14 protein-coding genes are annotated in these 18833 nt (G+C 54.7%); all 14 read right to left on the bottom strand.

All coding sequences use genetic code 11. From position 1 onward, the window contains the following. Positions 1–23: 23 nt before the first annotated feature. The 14 genes from R70723_RS13495 to R70723_RS13430 all read right to left on the bottom strand — a co-directional run bounded on the left by R70723_RS13495 (position 24) and on the right by R70723_RS13430 (position 18804). A complete protein-coding gene (locus R70723_RS13495) occupies positions 24–719 on the bottom strand; it encodes a pseudouridine synthase (protein ID WP_039878719.1) in 696 nt (231 codons plus the stop codon). A gap of 86 nt (positions 720–805) precedes the next feature. Further along, the gene (locus R70723_RS13490; protein WP_063837790.1) at positions 806–979 is read right to left on the bottom strand and encodes a DUF3934 family protein; all 174 of its coding nucleotides are present in this window, start codon (positions 977–979) and stop codon (positions 806–808) included. A gap of 123 nt (positions 980–1102) precedes the next feature. Beyond that, the gene (gene asd / locus R70723_RS13485) at positions 1103–2188 is read right to left on the bottom strand and encodes an aspartate-semialdehyde dehydrogenase (RefSeq protein ID WP_039872761.1); all 1086 of its coding nucleotides are present in this window, start codon (positions 2186–2188) and stop codon (positions 1103–1105) included. A gap of 313 nt (positions 2189–2501) precedes the next feature. Beyond that, a complete protein-coding gene (locus tag R70723_RS13480; protein ID WP_039872760.1) occupies positions 2502–3716 on the bottom strand; it encodes a VWA domain-containing protein in 1215 nt (404 codons plus the stop codon). Then, entirely contained in the window at positions 3717–6062 is a 2346-nt protein-coding gene (locus tag R70723_RS13475; RefSeq protein ID WP_179087989.1) for a DUF5682 family protein, read from the bottom strand. It lies immediately after the preceding gene. Beyond that, the gene (locus R70723_RS13470; protein ID WP_039872758.1) at positions 6059–7162 is read right to left on the bottom strand and encodes an AAA family ATPase; all 1104 of its coding nucleotides are present in this window, start codon (positions 7160–7162) and stop codon (positions 6059–6061) included. The genes R70723_RS13475 and R70723_RS13470 overlap by 4 nt, the downstream gene beginning before the upstream one ends. Positions 7163–7213: 51 nt before the next feature. Beyond that, positions 7214–9073: a HEAT repeat domain-containing protein gene (locus tag R70723_RS13465; protein ID WP_039872757.1), complete on the bottom strand. Its 1860-nt coding sequence runs from the start codon at positions 9071–9073 to the stop codon at positions 7214–7216. A gap of 57 nt (positions 9074–9130) precedes the next feature. Next, positions 9131–10567, bottom strand: a complete 1437-nt coding sequence (locus tag R70723_RS13460) for an SWIM zinc finger family protein (RefSeq protein ID WP_039872755.1) — start codon at positions 10565–10567, stop codon at positions 9131–9133. Between the two features lie 287 nt (positions 10568–10854). Then, a complete protein-coding gene (locus R70723_RS13455; RefSeq protein ID WP_039872754.1) occupies positions 10855–11457 on the bottom strand; it encodes a response regulator transcription factor in 603 nt (200 codons plus the stop codon). Then, positions 11454–12593: a sensor histidine kinase gene (locus tag R70723_RS13450; protein WP_039878715.1), complete on the bottom strand. Its 1140-nt coding sequence runs from the start codon at positions 12591–12593 to the stop codon at positions 11454–11456. The genes R70723_RS13455 and R70723_RS13450 overlap by 4 nt, the downstream gene beginning before the upstream one ends. A 132-nt stretch (positions 12594–12725) precedes the next feature. Then, positions 12726–13793 (bottom strand): Delta(5) desaturase DesA, encoded by a 1068-nt coding sequence (locus tag R70723_RS13445; RefSeq protein ID WP_039872752.1) that lies wholly within the window; start codon positions 13791–13793, stop codon positions 12726–12728. 281 nt (positions 13794–14074) lie between these two features. Continuing rightward, the gene (locus R70723_RS13440) at positions 14075–15679 is read right to left on the bottom strand and encodes a response regulator (RefSeq protein WP_039872751.1); all 1605 of its coding nucleotides are present in this window, start codon (positions 15677–15679) and stop codon (positions 14075–14077) included. 18 nt (positions 15680–15697) lie between these two features. Further along, complete coding sequence (locus R70723_RS13435) at positions 15698–17044, bottom strand: ABC transporter substrate-binding protein (RefSeq protein WP_039872749.1); 1347 nt, start codon at positions 17042–17044, stop codon at positions 15698–15700. 35 nt (positions 17045–17079) lie between these two features. Then, positions 17080–18804: a sensor histidine kinase gene (locus R70723_RS13430; protein WP_039872746.1), complete on the bottom strand. Its 1725-nt coding sequence runs from the start codon at positions 18802–18804 to the stop codon at positions 17080–17082. Positions 18805–18833: the final 29 nt, after the last annotated feature.

Genomic DNA, 18833 nt, shown 5'->3' with positions numbered 1-18833 from the left:
GCACAAAAGCGCTCTCCCGGATTTCATGCATTCAGGGAATGCTTCAGCCTGTCCAGCTCCTGTCCGGTCAGATGCCGCCACGCTCCACGCTCCAGGCCGTCCATGGTAATATTCATAATCCGGGTCCGCTCCAGCCGGAGCACTCTTTGGCCCAGCTCCTTGCACATCCGGCGGATCTGCAGGTTAAGCCCCTGGGTGAGTATGATGCCGAACTGACGTTCAGCGACCGGATAAGTAGCGCAAGGCTTGGTGACGGTTCCGAGGATGGCAACACCGGCGGACATGGCCTCCAGGAATGAACCGGTCACCGGCTTGTCCACAGTTACAAGGTATTCCTTCTCATGCTGATTTTCTGAACGCATCATTTTGTTAACGATATCACCATCGCTAGTGAGCAGAATCAGCCCCTCCGAATGCTTGTCCAGCCGTCCTACAGCAAAGATGCGGGAAGGATAGTTAATGTAATCTATAATATTGCCTTCCACCCCGGGCGCTGCTGTACAGGTAATGCCAACCGGCTTGTTCAGGGCCAGATAGACCTTCTCCTGCACGGTCAGGCTGACGGGGTTGCCGTCCACAGCCACCAGATCCTCCGGCTCCACAGCCGTATTTTTGCCGCAGACCTCACCGTTTACCGTAATCCGGCCGGCTGCCAGCAGCCTGGCAGTCTCCCGCCGCGGGTAAATACCGGTCATGCTCATATATTTATCAATTCTCATCTCCAGGTCCCTTCCGCCGGAAAATAAAAGCATCTGATTTCTTGTACAAATCAGATGCTGCATTCATCTATAAACGATGGGCCCGGCTATTTGCTGCCGCCCTTTTTGGCTGTAGTGCTCTCCTTAACAGCGCCCTTCGGCCCCTGGCTGCCTGCTGTTCCTTTTTTCGGCTTTACCGGCTTCGCTGTTTTGTTCCAGCGGGTCCAGCCCTTGCTGCCGGTTCCTCTGCCTGTGCCGCCGCCTTTACTTTTTGCCACAATATCACTCCGTCTGTGTTCAGTTTCTTTGCAATCCAACCTATCTTACCATTATTAAGCATGGCCTGTCAGGTAAATACGCAAACAGCCTGCCGGACTCAGTCCGGCAGGCTGCACAGTAAGAACTTATTTCGGCTGGATATAACCTTCTGCCTTCAGCAGCTCTGCAATCAGCACTGCACCGCCGGCTGCGCCGCGGACCGTGTTGTGGGAGAGGCTGACGAATTTGTAGTCATACAGCGTATCTTCACGCAGTCTGCCTGCGGATACGCCCATGCCGTTCTCGATGTCGCGATCAAGCTTGGTCTGAGGACGGTTCTCTTCTTCGAAATAGGTAATGAACTGCTTCGGTGCGCTTGGCAGCTCCAGCTCCTGCGGGCGTCCCTTGAAGCTGTTCCAGCGCTCCAGGATTTCTTCCTTGGAAGGCTTCTGCTCAAAGGAAGCAAACACCGCAGCCATATGGCCGTCAGCTACCGGCACGCGGATACACTGGCTGGTGATGACAGGCTGCTCGCTTTTGACGATACCCTCCTCTGTCACCTGGCCCCAGATCCGCAGCGGCTCCTGCTCGCTCTTCTCTTCCTCACCGCCGATATACGGAATAACGTTGTCCAGCATTTCCGGCCAGTCGGTAAAGGTTTTGCCTGCTCCCGAGATAGCCTGATACGTTGTTACTACCACCTTGGATGGCTTGAACTCGCTCAGGGCATTCAGCGCCGGCATGTAGCTCTGGATCGAGCAGTTCGGCTTAACCGCAATGAAGCCCGTTTCTGTACCCAGGCGTTTGCGCTGCTGGGCAATCACAGACAGATGCTCCGGGTTGATCTCAGGAATAACCATCGGAACGTCCGGCGTCCAGCGGTGTGCCGAGTTATTGGAAATAACAGGCGTGCCGGTCTTGGCATAAGCTTCCTCCAGCGCCTTGATTTCTTCTTTTTTCATATCAACAGCACAGAAGATCAGATCGACATCTGCAGCCACTTCTTCTACATTAGAGGCATCCTGGACCATAATACCCTTTACTGCATCCGGCATAGGGGTAGTCAGCTTCCATCTGCCTTTCACCGATTCCTCATACGTTTTGCCGGCTGAATTCCGGCTTGCCGCAATGACCGTTACCTGAAACCATGGATGATTTTCAAGGAGTGCAATAAAACGCTGTCCGACCATACCGGTACCGCCAACGATACCCGCTCTTAATTTACTTGCCATAAGGGATTCATTTCCTTTCAAGCAGCTCCTATTATTAGGTGGCTTTTTAATAACCGATTATAAATGATATACGCAGCTTACACAATATGTGATTGAAAAGTAAGTGTTGGATAAAATAAAAGCGTTCCCGATTCATTCACTAACAGAAGAGTGCTGTCAGACTCAACTTTACACGTATATTTAATTGCTTGCTTCTGTTTGCTTCGTTTGCAGCACCCTTAATACATTCTATGCAAAAAAAGGCCCCGCTCCTGTGTGTCAAGAACGAAGCCAATCCATTGTGTACCTGTTTATGGTCATACCTTCCCCGGAACTACTGGGCACCCAGCCGCTTCGCCAGCTCTCCAAGATCCTGGCCCTTCAGCGCCCCTTCAACCAGTGCAGGCAGCAGGGCAGGCGTACAGGCAAAGCAAGGTGTGCCATCACGCGACAGCTGCCGTGCCAGACGCTCATCATAGAAGGGCTTGCCGGAATCGGATAACGCCAGCAGGGTCATAGTGCGGACACCGGCCTCCCGGAGCTCACGCATCCGCCGGACGAGTGCTGCCTGATTCCCGTTCTCGTAGAGGTCAGAGACGAGGATAAAGAGCGTCTTCTTCGGCTCCTCGATAAACTGCTCGCAGTATTTCACTGACTTGTTAATATCCGTCCCTCCGCCCAGCTGGATACCAAACAGCATATCGACCGGATCATTGGCGCATTGCTCTGTCAGATCTACCACCTCGGTATCAAAGACGACTACCCTTGTGTTGAGTGCCGGGATACTGGCAAAAATCGACCCGATTACCGATGCCCATATTACGGAATCCGCCATCGAGCCGCTCTGGTCAATGTCAATAATGACAGTCCACTCCTTGCTGCGGCGGGCCCGGTCAAAATAATAAAACCGCTCCGGAATGATAATCCGCCGCTCCTGGTCATAATGCTTGAGATTGCGCTGGATCGTCAGCTTCCAGTCCAGCCCGCTGAGTGAAGGAAGCGGCGAATGCTGCCGCTTGTTCAGCGCGCCGGTGACCGCGCGCCGGATATCCGTCTCCAGCAGCTTGACCAGATCATCAACCAGCGCTTTGACCAGCAGCCTTGCCGTATCCTTGGTTTTCTCAGGAATCTTGCCCTTCAGCGACAGCAGCGTCCCTACCAGCTGTATATCCGGCTTGACCGCAGCAAGCAGCTCGGGCTCGAACAGCAGCTGCTTCCAGCCTCTGCGCTCCATTGCATCACTCTGAATAATGGAGACCACATCCTCCGGGAAAAAGGTGCGCACATCTCCCAGCCATTTGGACAGGTTCAAGGCCGCATGCCCGGTGCCGGCCCCTCTCCCCTTGTTGGCGCCGGATGCATTTCCTGAATTCCCGCCTGCCCCCGTCTCATCATAAATGGCGGCGAGCGCAGCATCCATAATCAACTCTTCTTCCGTCAGCGACAGCTGCCCGCCCTCCCCGTACCCGGACAGCGCGGCATCCGCTTCCTGGCCGAGAATCAGCCGCCAGCGGGACAGCGTATTCTCCTGCTTATGTTCATTTGTCATTTAAAAGTCCCCGAAGTCAAAATCATTCAGCTCATCCAACATTTTGGACTCCTCCTCCTTCAGCTCACCGGTCAGCACCTCTGCGGCCTGCTCGCTGTTCACACCCCACAGCTCGCCAAGCAGCTCGGAGATCATTGTCTTCTCACGCGGCGAGAATGTGCCGAACGCCCTGCGGAGAAAGACCAGTGCCCGCTTGAATTGTTCGTCATCGAGCGCATTGATATAATCATTCAGCTGCTCCCACAGGCTCATCCGTGACAGCAGGCCGTAATGCCCGCGCATGGACAGGCCTTCGAACCAGCCGGCACCTAGATCTGCAGGAATGCCGGGTGACAGACGCCGCGATACCTCGGCTGCAAGCTCCGCAGAAGAGATTGTACCGCGCTCCAGCAGGATAGCACAGGCATAACCGGACAGGCGCGGATTGCGGTCATCCCTTTCGGCAAGCTGCTGCAGCTCCTGCAGCCACAGCCCGTCATCCAGATTATCACTATGCTCAAGTGAGATCCCGTTGAGTTCATTCATTGCTGTGAGCATGGCATTTGCTGCTTCGTCGTTGCAGCCGCTGGCGTCCTGCAGGAACAGGCACCCTCTGCGGAACAGCTCCTCCAGCAGCGGGAGCAGCGGGGCCGTATCCACTTTGCGGATATCCCCGAAGCTTAAGATAAGGGAAAGCTCGCGGGCTGCTGCAGCCATGCCAGCCACATCCCGGCTGAGCGCCGCCAGATTCTGCAGCACCCGGGTGCCTTCCTCCATCTGGGCGGTCATTGCACACTCACAGGCGATCCGGATCAGCACTGAGGCTTCAGCAATTGACTTGCATTCCTGCAGCTTCTCGCGCAGGACATAGGCTGCCGCCACCTCGACCGTCTCACCGAGAAGGGTGGATTCAACGACCTGGATCTCGATCTCCGGTGACCAGCGGATCACCCAATGCTCTGCCCAGGTTGCACCGCTTTGGCCGCTCGGGCGGCTCTGGGCAAAAGCAATGCCAAGCAGACTCAGGCGGTGGAACAGCACAGAGCGGTTAAGATCCAGAAAGGCGGCCTCAGTGCTTGATACTCTGCGGTTCTCACGCAGGTCAAGCTGCAGATCGGTTGCAACAGCCGTCTTATACTTCTCCAGCTTGTATTGCTTCAGCAGCCGGTTCAGGTCATCCTGAATCGGGGTCTGGCTGACCCCCTCAGGCAAATAGCCGATAGCAGTCCCGACATCGACCCGGGCCAGCGGCTCAGCAATTGCCGCCAGATCGCCATGGCCCAGCAGCGTCTGGGCTGCATCACGCAGGTCGCGCAGCGTCGGTGCGCTCCCGCCGTGCAGCGCTGCCAGCGATTCGGCTAGCCTGACGGCTTCAATCACTTCCGCTGTCGAGCGGTACGTTCCGCCCGCGCGCACATGGCCTGCCACCGCAGAAAGATAACGGTGCGGCAGCTCCTCCGGCTTACCGGCCGACATGGCCTCCCACATCATCTGGAAATAATGCGGTGCGGCATTCCCTGCACCATACCCGGACATGGTAGACAGCTTGTAATAGGAGTACGGCATGAGGGTAAGCTTGGTGCTGCGTGAAGGCAGCGAGGCAAGCTCATCATCACTCATCGGTGCAAGCGGCGCAGCCAGGGCGGAGGCATGATAGGCTCCGCAGACCACGACAATTCTGTCCGGCTCATGCCCGTCCGCAATAGCCTTAAGGATCTGGCGCCTCATATAGGCTTCCCGCAGCGCATTATAAGCGTATTCCGAAGGCTGCTCCCTCAGCTCCCTGTCTTCCCCCAGCTCACGCATCTGCGAGGAAAAAGCAAGAATAGCCGCCTGATAAGCACCTGTGCTGGCATTATGCTCGTAATTGCGCTCCCAGTACATATCATAATCATGCTCCCCGGCAGCCCGGGCGATCCGGCTGTAGATGGATGCCTCATCCTGAAGCTCCGCAGAATCCGGCTCTTCCTGCGATCCTGCGTCAGGCGCCGCTTCCGGTCCGACTGCCTTCCTGCGGTTCATGACATCCTGTAATCCGAGCGTGACCGAGGAAGGCAGATCTATAAAAGAAACCGCTGCCCCATGCTCCTTGGCCCATTTCATTGCCTGATACTCAGGGGAATAAACAGCAAACGGCCAGAGAACTGTACGTACAGGCACCTGATCGGTAAAAGCCAGTATCGCCACCGGCGGCTTGGCCTTGCCCTTGGTCAGATGGGGGATCTCTCCCGATGCATCACCGGGACCTTCAATCAGCACTGCCGTCGGGCGGTGCTCATCGAGATAGTCCAGCAGATGCCGGGCTCCGCCTGGGGACAGATGGCGTACCCCGAACATGCGTACTCCGGCTGCAGCCGGCGCGTTCACTCGTTCATCTCCTTGCAGGCCTGATACAGTCCGCGCCATTCCGTCCCCTTTTTCTTCATGACGTTATCGAGGTATTCCCTCCAGACCAGCTTATCCTTGTCGTCATCCTTTACAATGGCTCCCTGCAGGCCGGCAGCCAGATCTCCGTCGGTCAGCTCACCGGTGCCGAAGCTTGCTGCAAGCGCCATACTGTTCGTCAGCAGCGAAATGGCTTCCGCTGTGGAGATGACACCTGCCGGAGTCTTCACCTTTTCCTTCTTGTCGAGCGTCATCCCGCTGCGCAGCTCCCGGAAAATAGTGACTACCTTAAGCAGCGCATCATCTGCCGGTACAGCAGCCTGCAGCTCATAGGAGGAGGCAATTTCGGCAACCCGCTTTTTCACAATGGAGAGCTCTGTCTCGATATCCGAAGGGGCCGGCAGCACGATGATGTTAAACCGGCGCTTCAGGGCGGCGGACATTTCATTAACCCCGCGGTCTCTGGTATTTGCCGTGGCGATAATGGAGAAGCCCTTGCGCGCACCGGCCTCCTTGCCCAGCTCCGGTACAGAGATCGTCTTCTCGGACAAGATAGAGATCAGCGCATCCTGCACCTCGGAGGCGCAGCGTGAAATTTCCTCAAAACGGGCGATCCCGCCATCCTCCATTGCCCGCATGATCGGGCTCTTGACCAGCGCTTCGGGAGTCGGCCCGTTGGCAAGCAGCATCGCATAGTTCCAGGAGTAACGCACATGCTCTTCACTCGTACCGGCAGTGCCCTGAACCACAAGACCCGAATTGCCGTAGATTGCCGCCGCCAGATTCTCGGACAGCCAGGATTTGGCCGTACCCGGCTCACCGATCAGCAGAAGCGCCCGGTCTGTCACCAGAGTCGCGACAGCCATCTCGATCAGCCGTGTATTGCCGATGTATTTCGGAGTTATAATCTTCTTCCCGGCCTTCCCGCCGGCGATAAAGGTCAGAACCGCCCGCGGCGACATCTGCCAGCCGGCCGGTATTTTTCCGGTATCCTCCTTGCGCAGCGCCTCAAGCTCCTCCCGGTATAAAACCTCAGCCGGCAGCCGCATATAATCCTGAAGCTGCTCTTGTCCCGTTGACATGTACACCTCTCCTTTTGTGAATATCATGTATATTTCCGCGAGCTACCGCCTTCAGGTAACCTGCTGCTTGCTCCGCAGGTAGCTGGCCAGGTACTCCAGCTGGTTTTTGCTCTCATAGCGGTATTTAGGTACGACCGCCTCAATCCGCTCAGCATAGCTTGGCGGGAAGCCCAGCATCAGCTCCAGCAGATAAAAATGAATGGAATACGGATTCGAAAATTTATGCTGCTCCAACACAGATATCAGCAGCTCCTGCCGCTCCGTTTCATTGAACCCTGCACGTTCAAGTCCCTTGAACAGACTGGACACGAAGTCTAAGTCTTTACGGTGCTTGCCTTCCCGGTTGAGCTTTGCAAGCAGATATTCCTGTACACCGGAATGACCGGGGCGGGCAAGAGCCGATACCAGCTCCGGGGCATCCCGTTCAATCGCCCAGTCCAGCCATCGGGGGTCCCACTCAGCCGCGATCCGGTCCGGAGACAGCATCTCCCACACATACTGCTGGCGGCCTCCGGCATAATCCCAGGAGAGCTCATAAGTTACTCTTTCCGCATTCAAGATCTGCTCCTCCAGCGTCTCCTGCAGCACACGGTTACGTGTGGCGGCATCTTTAGCCAGTCTCGCCTTCATCTTGTCGAGCATCGATCCGCCGGCGAACTCATTATAGAGCTCCTTAGTTGTGAGGAGCTGCTGTGCTGCGCGGAAGTAGTAGGACAGGTAGCGTACGCTCTTATTATCCAGCTCACGCAGCAGCTCAAGCCCCTGCTCCGATTGCGCAGTCTCTTCATAACTTGCCGCCCGGTCAAGCAGATGCAGCCAGCCCAGAGCGGCAAACCGGTCATATTGTTCAATAATATAACGGAAAATTTCATCAAGCTGCGGATTACGGATATCAGCAAGAGCTATCAGGTACAGCGAGATGACGTTCCAGAGCGCATCATTCTTTTTGCTGTCTTTATGATCAGCTGCCAGAGCCTCCTTCAGCTCTTCCATAAACTTGGCTGACAGCCGTTCCCCCAGCGGAGCAGACGGCCATTTGGCCAGCGCATAGGCGGCCAGCTCCCGGTCCTTCTTCCCGGCAAAAGCGTCATACAGCCGCTCTTGCCCCTCTGCCGAGCCGCCTTCCGCAAGTGCCGTATATGCTGCTTCCCGGATCGGCTTCTTCTTGTCCGCAGTCCATTCGAGCAGCGCCTGGACATATTCCTGCTGACCGGCCAGGCAGAGTATAGCCGCCGCCCGCACATCATCGCTGCCGCTGCCGGCGGCCTTGAAGATCTCTTCAAGCAGCTCCGGACGGCCGACCGCTTTGATCACATGCAGCTTGCGGACCTCGCTTTTTCCTCCGGCGGGATTAAAGTGCCCTACCAGATAATCAGCAGCAGCCGGTCCATAGGACGGCACAATCTTGTTCATGGCAAAGTCAGCAAGCTCCGCATAGGGATCGCCGAGTGCGCTGACGGCCAGCGGGAGCAGGCGAAGATCCTGGAATACGCCGTCCTTGAACGCTTCAAGGACTGTCTCATATCTGCCGCTTCCGGTTGTAGTCAATGCCTGACGGACTCCGGCAATCTTTCTGGAGGAAACCTTGGTTTCCAGCCCGAAAGAGCTGCCCTGCAGCTGAGCCGGTACGCCGCCTGAGGGCGCGGTGCTGCCTTGGGTATACAGCACGGACTCCAGCAGCAGGGTTAGGTCCTGCAGCTTCACTGCCGGTGCAGCCTCACCGGCTGCCGCCGGCCGGATAAGAGCGGCAACCCCTTCACCAAGCCGTTTAAATACAGGAGCCCGCTCACCGAGCTGCTCGAACTGCGGCAGCAGCCGTTTCAGGCGGAAATCCTCCGCAGCCAGATCACTTCCGGCAATGTATAATCTTCTAACCTCCTGATGAAGCTCTTGCAATAATGCTGTACTCATGCGCGGTCCCCCTACCGGTGATATTATGCAAAGGCTATGTTTCAGACCTGTTATTCATTACAGCAGCCGTGTAATTCCTTCAGCATGGACGATACCCAGCGGCTGGGCTGTAAGCCTGCCCCGGTCCATTACATGCTCAAACATGACTAACAAAGAGCTGCTCTGCAGGCAGACCTGCGGCAGGAACGGCAGCAGCGCGGCCGTACCCTGGGACAGGCCGGGAATATCCTCCAGCACAAGCAGTGCTCCGGATTCATCCGAAAGGATATATTCCCCCTGATCGTTCACTCCGATACTTTCCGCATGGAGCAGCAGCACCGGCTGTTTGTCACCAAGCGGATTCTTCAGCTGATTCTTGACCAGCTTAACGGCCTCGGCAAACGAACGGTGTGCATGGGCATGAACCTGCGCCAGATCATCCGCTGTGACCGGTCTGGCCGACATTTCCTCATATCTGACCCGGGCGTTCATATCACCGGGGTATTTGTAAAGCTGCGCTACACGGGCCACCTCAAAGAAGCTGTCCTCTTCACGCATTAACTTAGCGGCCTTGTAAGGACGGTATTGCAGCGTCTTATGAACCGCTCCGGAGGACAGCTCCAGCCAGTATCCCAGATCAACAAATTCCTGGCGTGCCTGATCGTCATAGCTGTAGAAGGCTAATTGGAGCAGCTCGGCATTATCTGCTGTCAGCCCGTATTCCTTCAGCTCGGTCAGCTGCCAGGCGTGGCCCAGCCACTCGTCGATTGTTGATTCATGATCCAGCGCAAGCTCCGGATCTTCACTTCTTGCAGTGAGATAGCTGCGGCCTTTCTTGATAAAGGCATGCAGCCGGGTCAGCTGCTGGACCGCATATGTATAACCCTGTTCACGGTCTTCTCCTTTGCCGAGCTGCAGCGCAAAACGGCGGAGTTCAATCTGGGCACCGGACAGATAATAGTTCCCGAGCTGCTTCACATGCTCCTGCACCGTCTTCAGCGTCTTCGCATCAATGGCCGACAAGCCCCCGCGGACCAGGGATAGCACCAGCTTCTCCAGGAGATCAAGGCCTTCCAGCTGGGCGGTGATTTTTTTCTTAAGCGCAGATTTATTTACCTTCTTGGGCTTAGCCGTACTGCCCTCGGCAGCCTGCTTCACCTTGTTCTCTTCACGTTTCTCAGCCTTCTCCCGTTTGGCTGCAATGTCCTCCGGTACAGGCGCCACAGTGAAGGTCTGGCCTTCAACATAAGCGTACAGCAGCCCCAGGGCATGCTTGCAGGGGAACTGCCGGCTGGGACAGGAGCAGCGGAAGACCGGACTGTCCGGGGCTACAAAATCCGCAGAGCATTCATACGGTGTCTTCCCGCTTCCCGCACATTGTCCGAACAGCAGCTCCCCGTTCTCGGTGCGGTGCAGCTGGATGAAGCTCTTTTTACGCACCAGCCCCTGGCCGTTCTTGATGGCGGCGGTGTTCGGTGCTAGTGAATCGACATAGGATGATGTGAGTTCAGGCAAATCAGATTCCTCCCGACTTGTAAACTGAAATATACAATAATGTGCAGAAAAAAGGCACATAACCTCTATTACCCATTATCCGGGAATAAGATCACATGTTTGCATTTATATTAGCAAAAATAAGCTGTGCTTCCAATCTAACAGGCCCCGTTATGGGAAAATTGGGAAATAGGAACTACGCAAAGCAACGGTGCGATATGTTCTGCCCCAAAAAAAATAGGACGGACCTATAAAGTCCCTCCTTCTAAAGCGCCGGTACGCTGCCAGCACAATCCTGCCTGAATTATTTATTTAAACCAGCCCTTTTCCTTAAAGCGTGTGATCGCCTCGATCCGGTTACCGACATCCAGCTTGTCTAGAATCACCGAAATATAGTTGCGCACAGTCCCCGTCGTAATATAGAGCTGGCTGGCGATTTCCTTGGTATTTTTGCCGTCGGCGATCAGGCCGAGCACCTCCTTCTCCCGCTGGGTCAGCGGGTTCGCTTCACTGCTGTACGCTTCGTCCATCAGCTCGGGGGCATAGATTCTTCTGCCGGCCATGACGCTGCGGATGGAAAGGGCCAGCTCCTCGCTGGGGCTGTCCTTGAGCAGATAGGCATCCACACCGGCTTTTACAGCACGCTCAAAGTAACCGGTCCGGGCAAACGTAGTCAGGATCATGATTTTACAGCCGGAGCCCTTCAGCGCTTCTGCCGCCTCAAGGCCTGTCATTGCCGGCATTTCAATGTCCATGATGCAGATGTCCGGCTTATGCTGCTGCACCAGCTTCACTGCTTCCTCCCCGTTGCCTGCGCGGCCCACAACCTTCATGTCCTCCTCCAGATCCAGCAGCGAAGCCAATGCGCCCAGCAGCATGCGCTGGTCTTCAGCAATCACAATATGAATCATCCTTCTTTCGCCTCCATTTCCAGCTGCTTGATTACTGCCGGCACCTTGACCGTAATGGTAGTCCCGTTAAGGTGCTGCAGCTCTAAACTTCCGTTAACAAATTCCAGCCGTTCGCGCATCCCCTGGATGCCATGGCCCTTATAATCCAGATTAGCAGAATGGAGTCCCCTGCCGTTATCAGATACCCTGACAATCATATCCGTACGGGAGGGCTCAATCTGAATCCGGCACTGCGAGGCACCGCTATGCTTGACAACATTCGTCACCGCTTCTTTAATGCACATGCTGAGCACATTTTCTGTAATTAAGGAGATATTGTCCAGCTTGGGACTGCCCTCCAGCTCAAACTCAATCTCTGCCGCCTGCAAAAGCTGCCTGATCCGCACCAGCTCATCCTCCAGCCGGATGCCCCGCATCTGGGTAATCATCTCCCGGACCTCTTTAAGCGCGCTTCTTGCCGTCTGTCTGACATCGTTAATTTCTACAATCGCCTGCGCCGGGTTTTTGTTGATAAGCTTGCCGGCCAGGTCGCTCTTAAGCCCGATCAGCGACAGCTTTTGACCCAGTGTATCATGCAAATCCCGTGAAATCCGCTGCCGCTCCTCCATAATGACCAGTTCGGAGATACGTTTGTTGGCATCCTCCAGCTGGCCTTGCAGCTTATCCTGGTTGTTGCGGTTGTAGGTGGTGGCAGGCAGCAGCACTACAGCAATGATACTGACCAGCACAAAGGGCAGCTGGGATAAAAATACCGGATTGCGCGTAATCAGCTCATAGTTGATCGCCACAATCGTTGTCAGCAGGTGAATCGTATACATGGTGAAGAAGCCCGCCCGGCTCTGAATATTTCCTATAAAAAAGGCCAGAAACAGCGCGAAGTACATATAGCCGAACATCAGCGTCATTGTAATCGAGACAATAATCTGCACACTCGTCCAGAAGTAGACCAGCCAGCCCCGCGATTTGAAGGCCAGCACATAACAGGCAAAAAACAAAATAATCATCACAATGCCGTACACCCAGCGGTCCACCGAGGACATCCGGAAGATCGAATAGAACGGGAGAATATAGAACACAACCCATACGTAAGGGCTCAGACCCGTGCTTTTATGAAAAATATGATGCCACTTCTGCATATCAGCCATCCTTTTTGCCAGCAAGTTTGTACCCCCATTTTAGCATAGTCTGCGGCAAAAAAAGAGAAGAAGCGCACCCGCGACTGATCTGCGTGTCTGCTTCCTCTCCCTGCTACTGCTTCCGGCAGCATGCTATTCGGCCTGCAGTCCGGTTTTCTGTATCTTCAGCCCCTCCACAGGAGGCAGCGGCTGCCGAAGGCGGTCTTTAATTTCTTTAAAGCTGACAAAGCCCTTATTCTCCTCATCCCACAGGCGGAAACGTAGTGCCTTCAGGCTTGTGCCGATTGTAATCGTCGTTGCTTTCTGCAGGGGCGGCGTCGCATTATGGGCCAGCTCCAGATTATAGTTAGGCACTTTGGGTGCCAGATGGTGTACATGGTGGAAGCCGATATTGCCGGTAATCCATTGCAGCAGCTTAGGCAGCTTGTAATAGGAGCTTCCTTCTACAGCTGCCATAACATAGCTCCACTCTTCTTCGTGCTCAAAAAAAGTGTCCTCGAACTGATGCTGCACATAGAACAGCCAGATGCCCAGGAATCCGGAGACGAATACGATCGGCAGCTGCACTAAGAGAAACGCCTGCCAGCCGACAGCCCAGATCATTCCCGCATATAGCGCTGCAATCAGCACATTTGTCAGGTACGTGTTCATCCGCTCCTGCCGTCTTGCGCTTTTTACATTAAAGCGGTACTGGATCAGGAACACGGCAATCGGGCCTGCGCCGAACATAACCAGCGGGTTGCGGTAGATCCGGTACCAGAGGCGCTGCAGCGGCTTAGCCGCAATATACTCATCAACCGTCATGATCCAGATGTCGCCGATGCCCCGTTTATCGAGGTTGCTGCTGCCGGCGTGGTGGATGGAATGGCTTCTCTTCCATTGGCGGTAAGGGACAAGGGTCAGCACACCGGTGATGGTTCCAAGAATATCATTCGCTTTGCGGTTCCTGAAGAAGGAGCCGTGGCAGCAGTCATGAAAAATAATAAAGGTCCGGATGACAAAGCCCGCTGCCGGCACTGCAAACAGCAGGGTAAGCCAGTAAGATACGGACAGGCTGAAATAGGCAGCCGCCCATAGCAGGAATAACGGACCCAGCGTATTAATCATCTGCTTTATACTTGCTTTACGGTCGTTTTTTTCAAAAGGGGCCACGCTTTTCTTCAGGCTGGAGAGCTGGGCTGAGGTGCTGCTCTTGGACATCTGTCGGTTCCTCCTTGTATGTGCGCTCACGTTTACATTTATTTACCTTAATTATAGTGAAGGAAGTGTCATGGCCGTAAGACATAAACATCAAGGAGCGGGTATGACATTTGTCATACTGCGCAAAAACAAAAAAAGCCGAAGCTTCCGGATGACGTCCACTCCAGACAGCTGCGGCTGCAATATTTAATTAGTCGTTTGTTGTATACAATGCTGCTTATACCTTCTCAGCGGGCTTCCACTTTATAAGCATTAACTCAGGCGTTTCCGGCCCCTCTTCCTCAGCCTTCACCAGCCAGTCTCACAACCTCTTCCCGGTATTCCGTCGGCGTCTTTCCCGTAGCCTTCTTAAATACCTGGGTAAAATATTTCGGGTCCTGATAGCCGACCAGCGGCGCCACCTGGTACACCTTCACACTGCTGTTCTGCAGTATATCCTTTGCTTTCTCCATCCGGCAGTGAGTTACAAATTCCAGGAACGTATAGCCGGAGACCTGCTTGAACAGGGTGCAGAAATGGCTGATGCTCAGATCTGCTACCTCGGCCACTTCTTCAATGCTCAGATCCTTATGATAGTTAGCCTCAATGTACCGTCTGGCCTTGTCGACCACACTGCGGCCGTCATCGCGCACCGCCTGTCTGCTGCCTTCCAGCATCCAGTCCCGGAAATCCTGCTTCAGCACATTAGTTACTGACGTCAATGTCCCCAGGCCCTGCAGCTTCCCGAGCAGCCCTTCCAGCGACCACTCGGCCTGCAGGCCCATCTGCTCGAACTGTCTGTACAGGACAACAACAAGCTCGATGATGACCCGCTGTGCCAGTTCTTTCGGCAGGGCCTGTGCTTCAATGAAGCAGGACATCTCATCGAACAGCAGCAGCATCCGCTCCAGATTCAACGTACGTATGCTCTCAATAAGCGACAGCTCCAGCTCTTTGGGATACTGGACCTCCTGTTCTGCTGCTTCCGGCGTCTCCTCTTCTATGAATACACCGGCCTCACCGGAATAAAAGCGGCGGTAAAGCGCCTTGGCGGCAAGCGGATAAACCGTGCTCAGCTGGTCAATGCCTCGGGTGCTGCGGCTGACCCCGACTGAGCAGTGCAGCTTGGAATAGCGCTTAATATCCGCGACCAGCCGCTCACCGAGCTCCTTCCTGACCGTTCCGAGGCTTCCCGGGAACAGCAGCACCCATTCACCGTTGTAGAATGGAAAAATCGATAAGGCCCCGTTCTCCAGCGACCATTCCTCCAGAATGTTGCGGATTGCAAACAGCCACAGATGCTTCTCCTCGGCACTCCATTTGGATGTGAGCGAGGCATAGTCGTCCAGCCGGACCACTGCCATGAAATATTCGCGCTCCAGCTCGCTGTTCTCCAGCCACTTCAGATGCTGCAGGGGCCGAGGATTGCCGAGCGTGAACTCGGCAAACATCCGCTCACGGGCCAGCGTAGACAGCATCTGTACCGAGTGCATCAGCTGCTCGTTCTCCTTCTGGCGGTCCAGCTTGGCCCGCGCCCGGGTCAGCATTTCCGACAGCTCGTCATGGTCTATCGGCTTCAGCAGATAATCAAAGGCACCGAGCCGCAGGGCATCCCGGGCATACTCAAATTCTCCGTATCCGCTGATAAAAATAAACAGCAGCTTCGGATTCTGCGGAAGCAGCGTCTTCATTAAAGCTATGCCGTCTATGACCGGCATCCGGATGTCGCTGATCACGATCTGCGGTGAGATTTCTTCAATCAGGCGCAGCGCAGCCTCCCCGTTGCGGGCTTCACCGGCAATCGTCAGGCCCAGCTCCTCCCAGGGGATCGCCACCTTTAAGCTGCGCAGAATGATTGGCTCATCATCCACCAGCAGCACTTTGTATTGTTCTTGCTGTCCGCCCATTTCCCGCACCTCCCAGATTTATTCTACAGCCGAGCTCTGTATAAGATTCCAGTACTGCTCCGACGCGGACTGCAGCTGCTGCAGGGCATCCTGCGCCGACAGCCCGCCGTCTATCATCTCTTCGATGACACTTAGAAAGGTTTTCTTCACTTCCGGTGACAGCAGATTGTCATAAGGCACGAAGCTCTGGCGGTCCTTGGCCATAATCTCCATCACCTGAGCGAATACAGGTCCGGTCTTCTCCGGATCAAAATCAATCCGCATGGACGGGATTCTTAACCCCTCATACACAATCCGCGTCTGGATTTCCTTTGTATAGAAGGCTTTCATCAGCTCCAGCGCCGCTTCGCGCTTCGCCCCGGTCAGACCGGAGGACAAGCCGATTCCAATGGTATAGCCTCCTGCTATGGAGGGCTCAGTCCCGGCGGCCAGCGATGGGAACGGGATGACACCGACCTCATTTTCGAAGCCTGCCGGAGCCGTCTCCCCGGTGAACAGGTTAATATCCCAGTTCCCGTTCAGATACATCCCGGCTTCGCCGCCAGTGAACATGCGTACCGCATTTTCCGGCGAAGTGTCATTCGAGTCCAGGCTGAAGGCTCCCTCGCCAATCCATGTTTCCAGATGGCTGAACGCCTCCAGATAGGCCTTATTCACAAAGGCTGCACCGTCTTTGCCTATAACCAGCTTCTGGATCAGCTCCGGTCCGGCATAACGGTCCATCAGATAATGGGCAAAAATCCCGGCCGGCCAGCGGTCCTCATTGCCGAGCGCAAACGGGACAATGCCCGCCTCCTTCAGCTTCCGGATGGTTTTATCCAGCTCGCTGACCGTTCCGGGCGGCTTGATGCCCAGCTTCTTGAATAATGTTTTGTTGTAATACAGCGGCTCGGCATTCCCTTCAATCGGCAGCCCGTAAATATGCTGGTCAAAGGTCCACAGGTGCAGATCACTGAACTGGTTGTTCAGCCCGTTCTCCTGTACGAACCCGGTCAGGTCCATCAGCCGGTTAGACCGTACATAAGGCTCAATTTCAGCGCCGCCGAACAATACGAACATATCCGGCGGGGTACCGGTGACCATTTCACTTTTCAGCTTCTGCTCACGGTGAATGGTCTGGTCCAGCCCTTCAAAGTTCACCTTTACATTCGGGTGGTCCTGCTGGTATTCCTTAACGACCTCCTCAAAGATCGCCAGCAGCGGCCGGTCATGCTCCTTCTGCCAGAAGTGGCGGAAGGTCAGCGTTATTTTCTCAGGAGAGTTGTCCTCAATCGGCTCCTTATTGCCGAACGAAATAAACAATACCGCTCCGGCCATCAGTGCGATATAAAGCAGAATCCAGCCCCATTTGGTTAACCATCTCACAGCATTACTCCCCGCTTTCATCCCGTTTAGACGCTTCATGGCTGTATGGTCGGAATCCGGATACAGATTGTTGAACCGAATCCCGGGGAGGAACAGACCATAATACCGTAAGGATGGCCAAAGCGGATGTTCAGGCGCTCATGCACATTCCGCAGCCCGACACCGCTGTCCGCATACTTCTTGGGATTGCTGTGCTCCGTGTCCCACAGGCTCATCATTGTAGCGAGGTCAAAGCCGGGCCCGTTGTCCTTTACAATAATAATAAGATCCTTGCGGCTGCGCTGTGCGCTGATCGTGATCTCACCGTGCTCCTCCATCTGCTCAATGGCGTGATAGAGCGCATTCTCGACAATCGGCTGGACAATCAGCTTCTGGGTCATCACCTGCCTGAGTTCCTCCGGCAGCTCAATCCGGTAGCTGAATTTATCCTCGAACCGGAATTTCTGGATGTCCAGATAATGCCGCACATGCTCAAGCTCCATCTGCAGCGGAATCAGCTCCTGATTCTGGCTGATGCTGATACGCAGCAGCTTGCCGAGGGAGATGACCATTTTGCTGATATCACGGTTACCGGCCAGCACCGCCATCGAGTTGATGGATTCAAGCGAGTTGTAGATAAAATGCGGGTTAATCTGGGCCATAAGCGCCTGCATTTCCGCTTCCTTCTTACGCCCCTGCTCGGTCTGCACCTGCTGGATGAGCTCACTGATCTGTGAGCTCATCCGGTTGAAGCCGTCGATCAGCAGATCACTCTCATCATCTGAACGCAGCGGTGTGGTGATCGGCATAAAAATGCCCTGTTTAACCCGTTTCATCCCGTTGACCGCACTGTTAATGCTGCGCACCAGCCTCCTGACGAAGTAGCGGTCGAACAAAAAGGCGGACAGCAGTGAAACCGTTCCCAGAATAATCGCCAGATTACGGATGGAGTCTGACTCTGAGGAGATCAGATTCATCGGGGTGATCGCCGCAAGATACCAGTCCGTATTATGTGAAGGCAGGAAAGTAATCAGCGATTTCTCTTCCTGATAATTGTCAATGTAATAGTCCTGACTCTGGGTATAATCCGCCTGCAGAAAAGGAAACTCCGTACGCTGCCCGATATGCTCCCCGGACTTGTTAAAGACGATATTCCCCTGCTTGTTGACCAGCAGAATGTCGCCCTTCTTCAGCGTGGCCGCCTCCCAGAAGATCTGGTCCAGCAGATCCGGCTTAACATAAACTACCAGATAGCCGATATCCTCCAGCGAGTAGTAATCTTTAATGACTCTTGCCTGCACCAGCACCGGCTTGCCTGCCGCCTCCGAGCCGTTCTCTCCTGGTCCCGACCAGACAGGCCGGCCTTCGGCATTTTCCATAGCACCATACCATACCTGCTTATGCATATCGGCAAAAGACATCGGAGCATTGTACTGGTAGAGCAGCCGGTCCTTGCCGTACAGGCTGAACGAGGTGATCATCGGATGATTGATCAGCAGGTTGTTGATCTCCTGCTTACGGTCGTAGGTCAGCACAAAATTCGGCTGCTTCAGCGACTGCTGGATGGCAGGCTGGGTAATGGCCGAATTGGTGATGGACGATATTTCACTGAGTGCAAATTTAAGCTTGCGGTCTGTCTCAAGTAACGAAATCCAGTAAAAGCTGCTCGATTTCTTCTCCATTGTTTTTGAAAAGTTAACATACGTAACAATTCCCATCACGATTACCGGAATGAATACGAGAAGAATAATAGCGAACAGGATTTTGCGTCTTAGCTTCATTGCCGTTTACCTTCCCCCTGTTGTCTTGG

The organism is Paenibacillus sp. FSL R7-0273 (genome assembly GCF_000758625.1).
Classification (GTDB): Bacteria; Bacillota; Bacilli; order Paenibacillales; family Paenibacillaceae; genus Paenibacillus_AQ.
This window is presented reverse-complemented; position numbering and strand designations above follow the sequence as displayed.

Excerpts from the sequence above, each read along its gene's own strand:
- R70723_RS13480 (WP_039872760.1), bottom strand. The coding sequence starts at position 3,716 with ATGACAAATGAACATAAGCAGGAGAATACGCTGTCCCGCTGGCGGCTG.
- R70723_RS13430 (WP_039872746.1), bottom strand. The coding sequence starts at position 18,804 with ATGAAGCTAAGACGCAAAATCCTGTTCGCTATTATTCTTCTCGTATTC.
- R70723_RS13450 (WP_039878715.1), bottom strand. The coding sequence starts at position 12,593 with ATGCAGAAGTGGCATCATATTTTTCATAAAAGCACGGGTCTGAGCCCT.
- R70723_RS13455 (WP_039872754.1), bottom strand. The coding sequence starts at position 11,457 with ATGATTCATATTGTGATTGCTGAAGACCAGCGCATGCTGCTGGGCGCA.
- R70723_RS13470 (WP_039872758.1), bottom strand. The coding sequence starts at position 7,162 with ATGTCAACGGGACAAGAGCAGCTTCAGGATTATATGCGGCTGCCGGCT.
- asd (WP_039872761.1), bottom strand. The coding sequence starts at position 2,188 with ATGGCAAGTAAATTAAGAGCGGGTATCGTTGGCGGTACCGGTATGGTC.
- R70723_RS13445 (WP_039872752.1), bottom strand. The coding sequence starts at position 13,793 with ATGTCCAAGAGCAGCACCTCAGCCCAGCTCTCCAGCCTGAAGAAAAGC.
- R70723_RS13440 (WP_039872751.1), bottom strand. The coding sequence starts at position 15,679 with ATGGGCGGACAGCAAGAACAATACAAAGTGCTGCTGGTGGATGATGAG.
- R70723_RS13495 (WP_039878719.1), bottom strand. The coding sequence starts at position 719 with ATGAGAATTGATAAATATATGAGCATGACCGGTATTTACCCGCGGCGG.
- R70723_RS13465 (WP_039872757.1), bottom strand. The coding sequence starts at position 9,073 with ATGAGTACAGCATTATTGCAAGAGCTTCATCAGGAGGTTAGAAGATTA.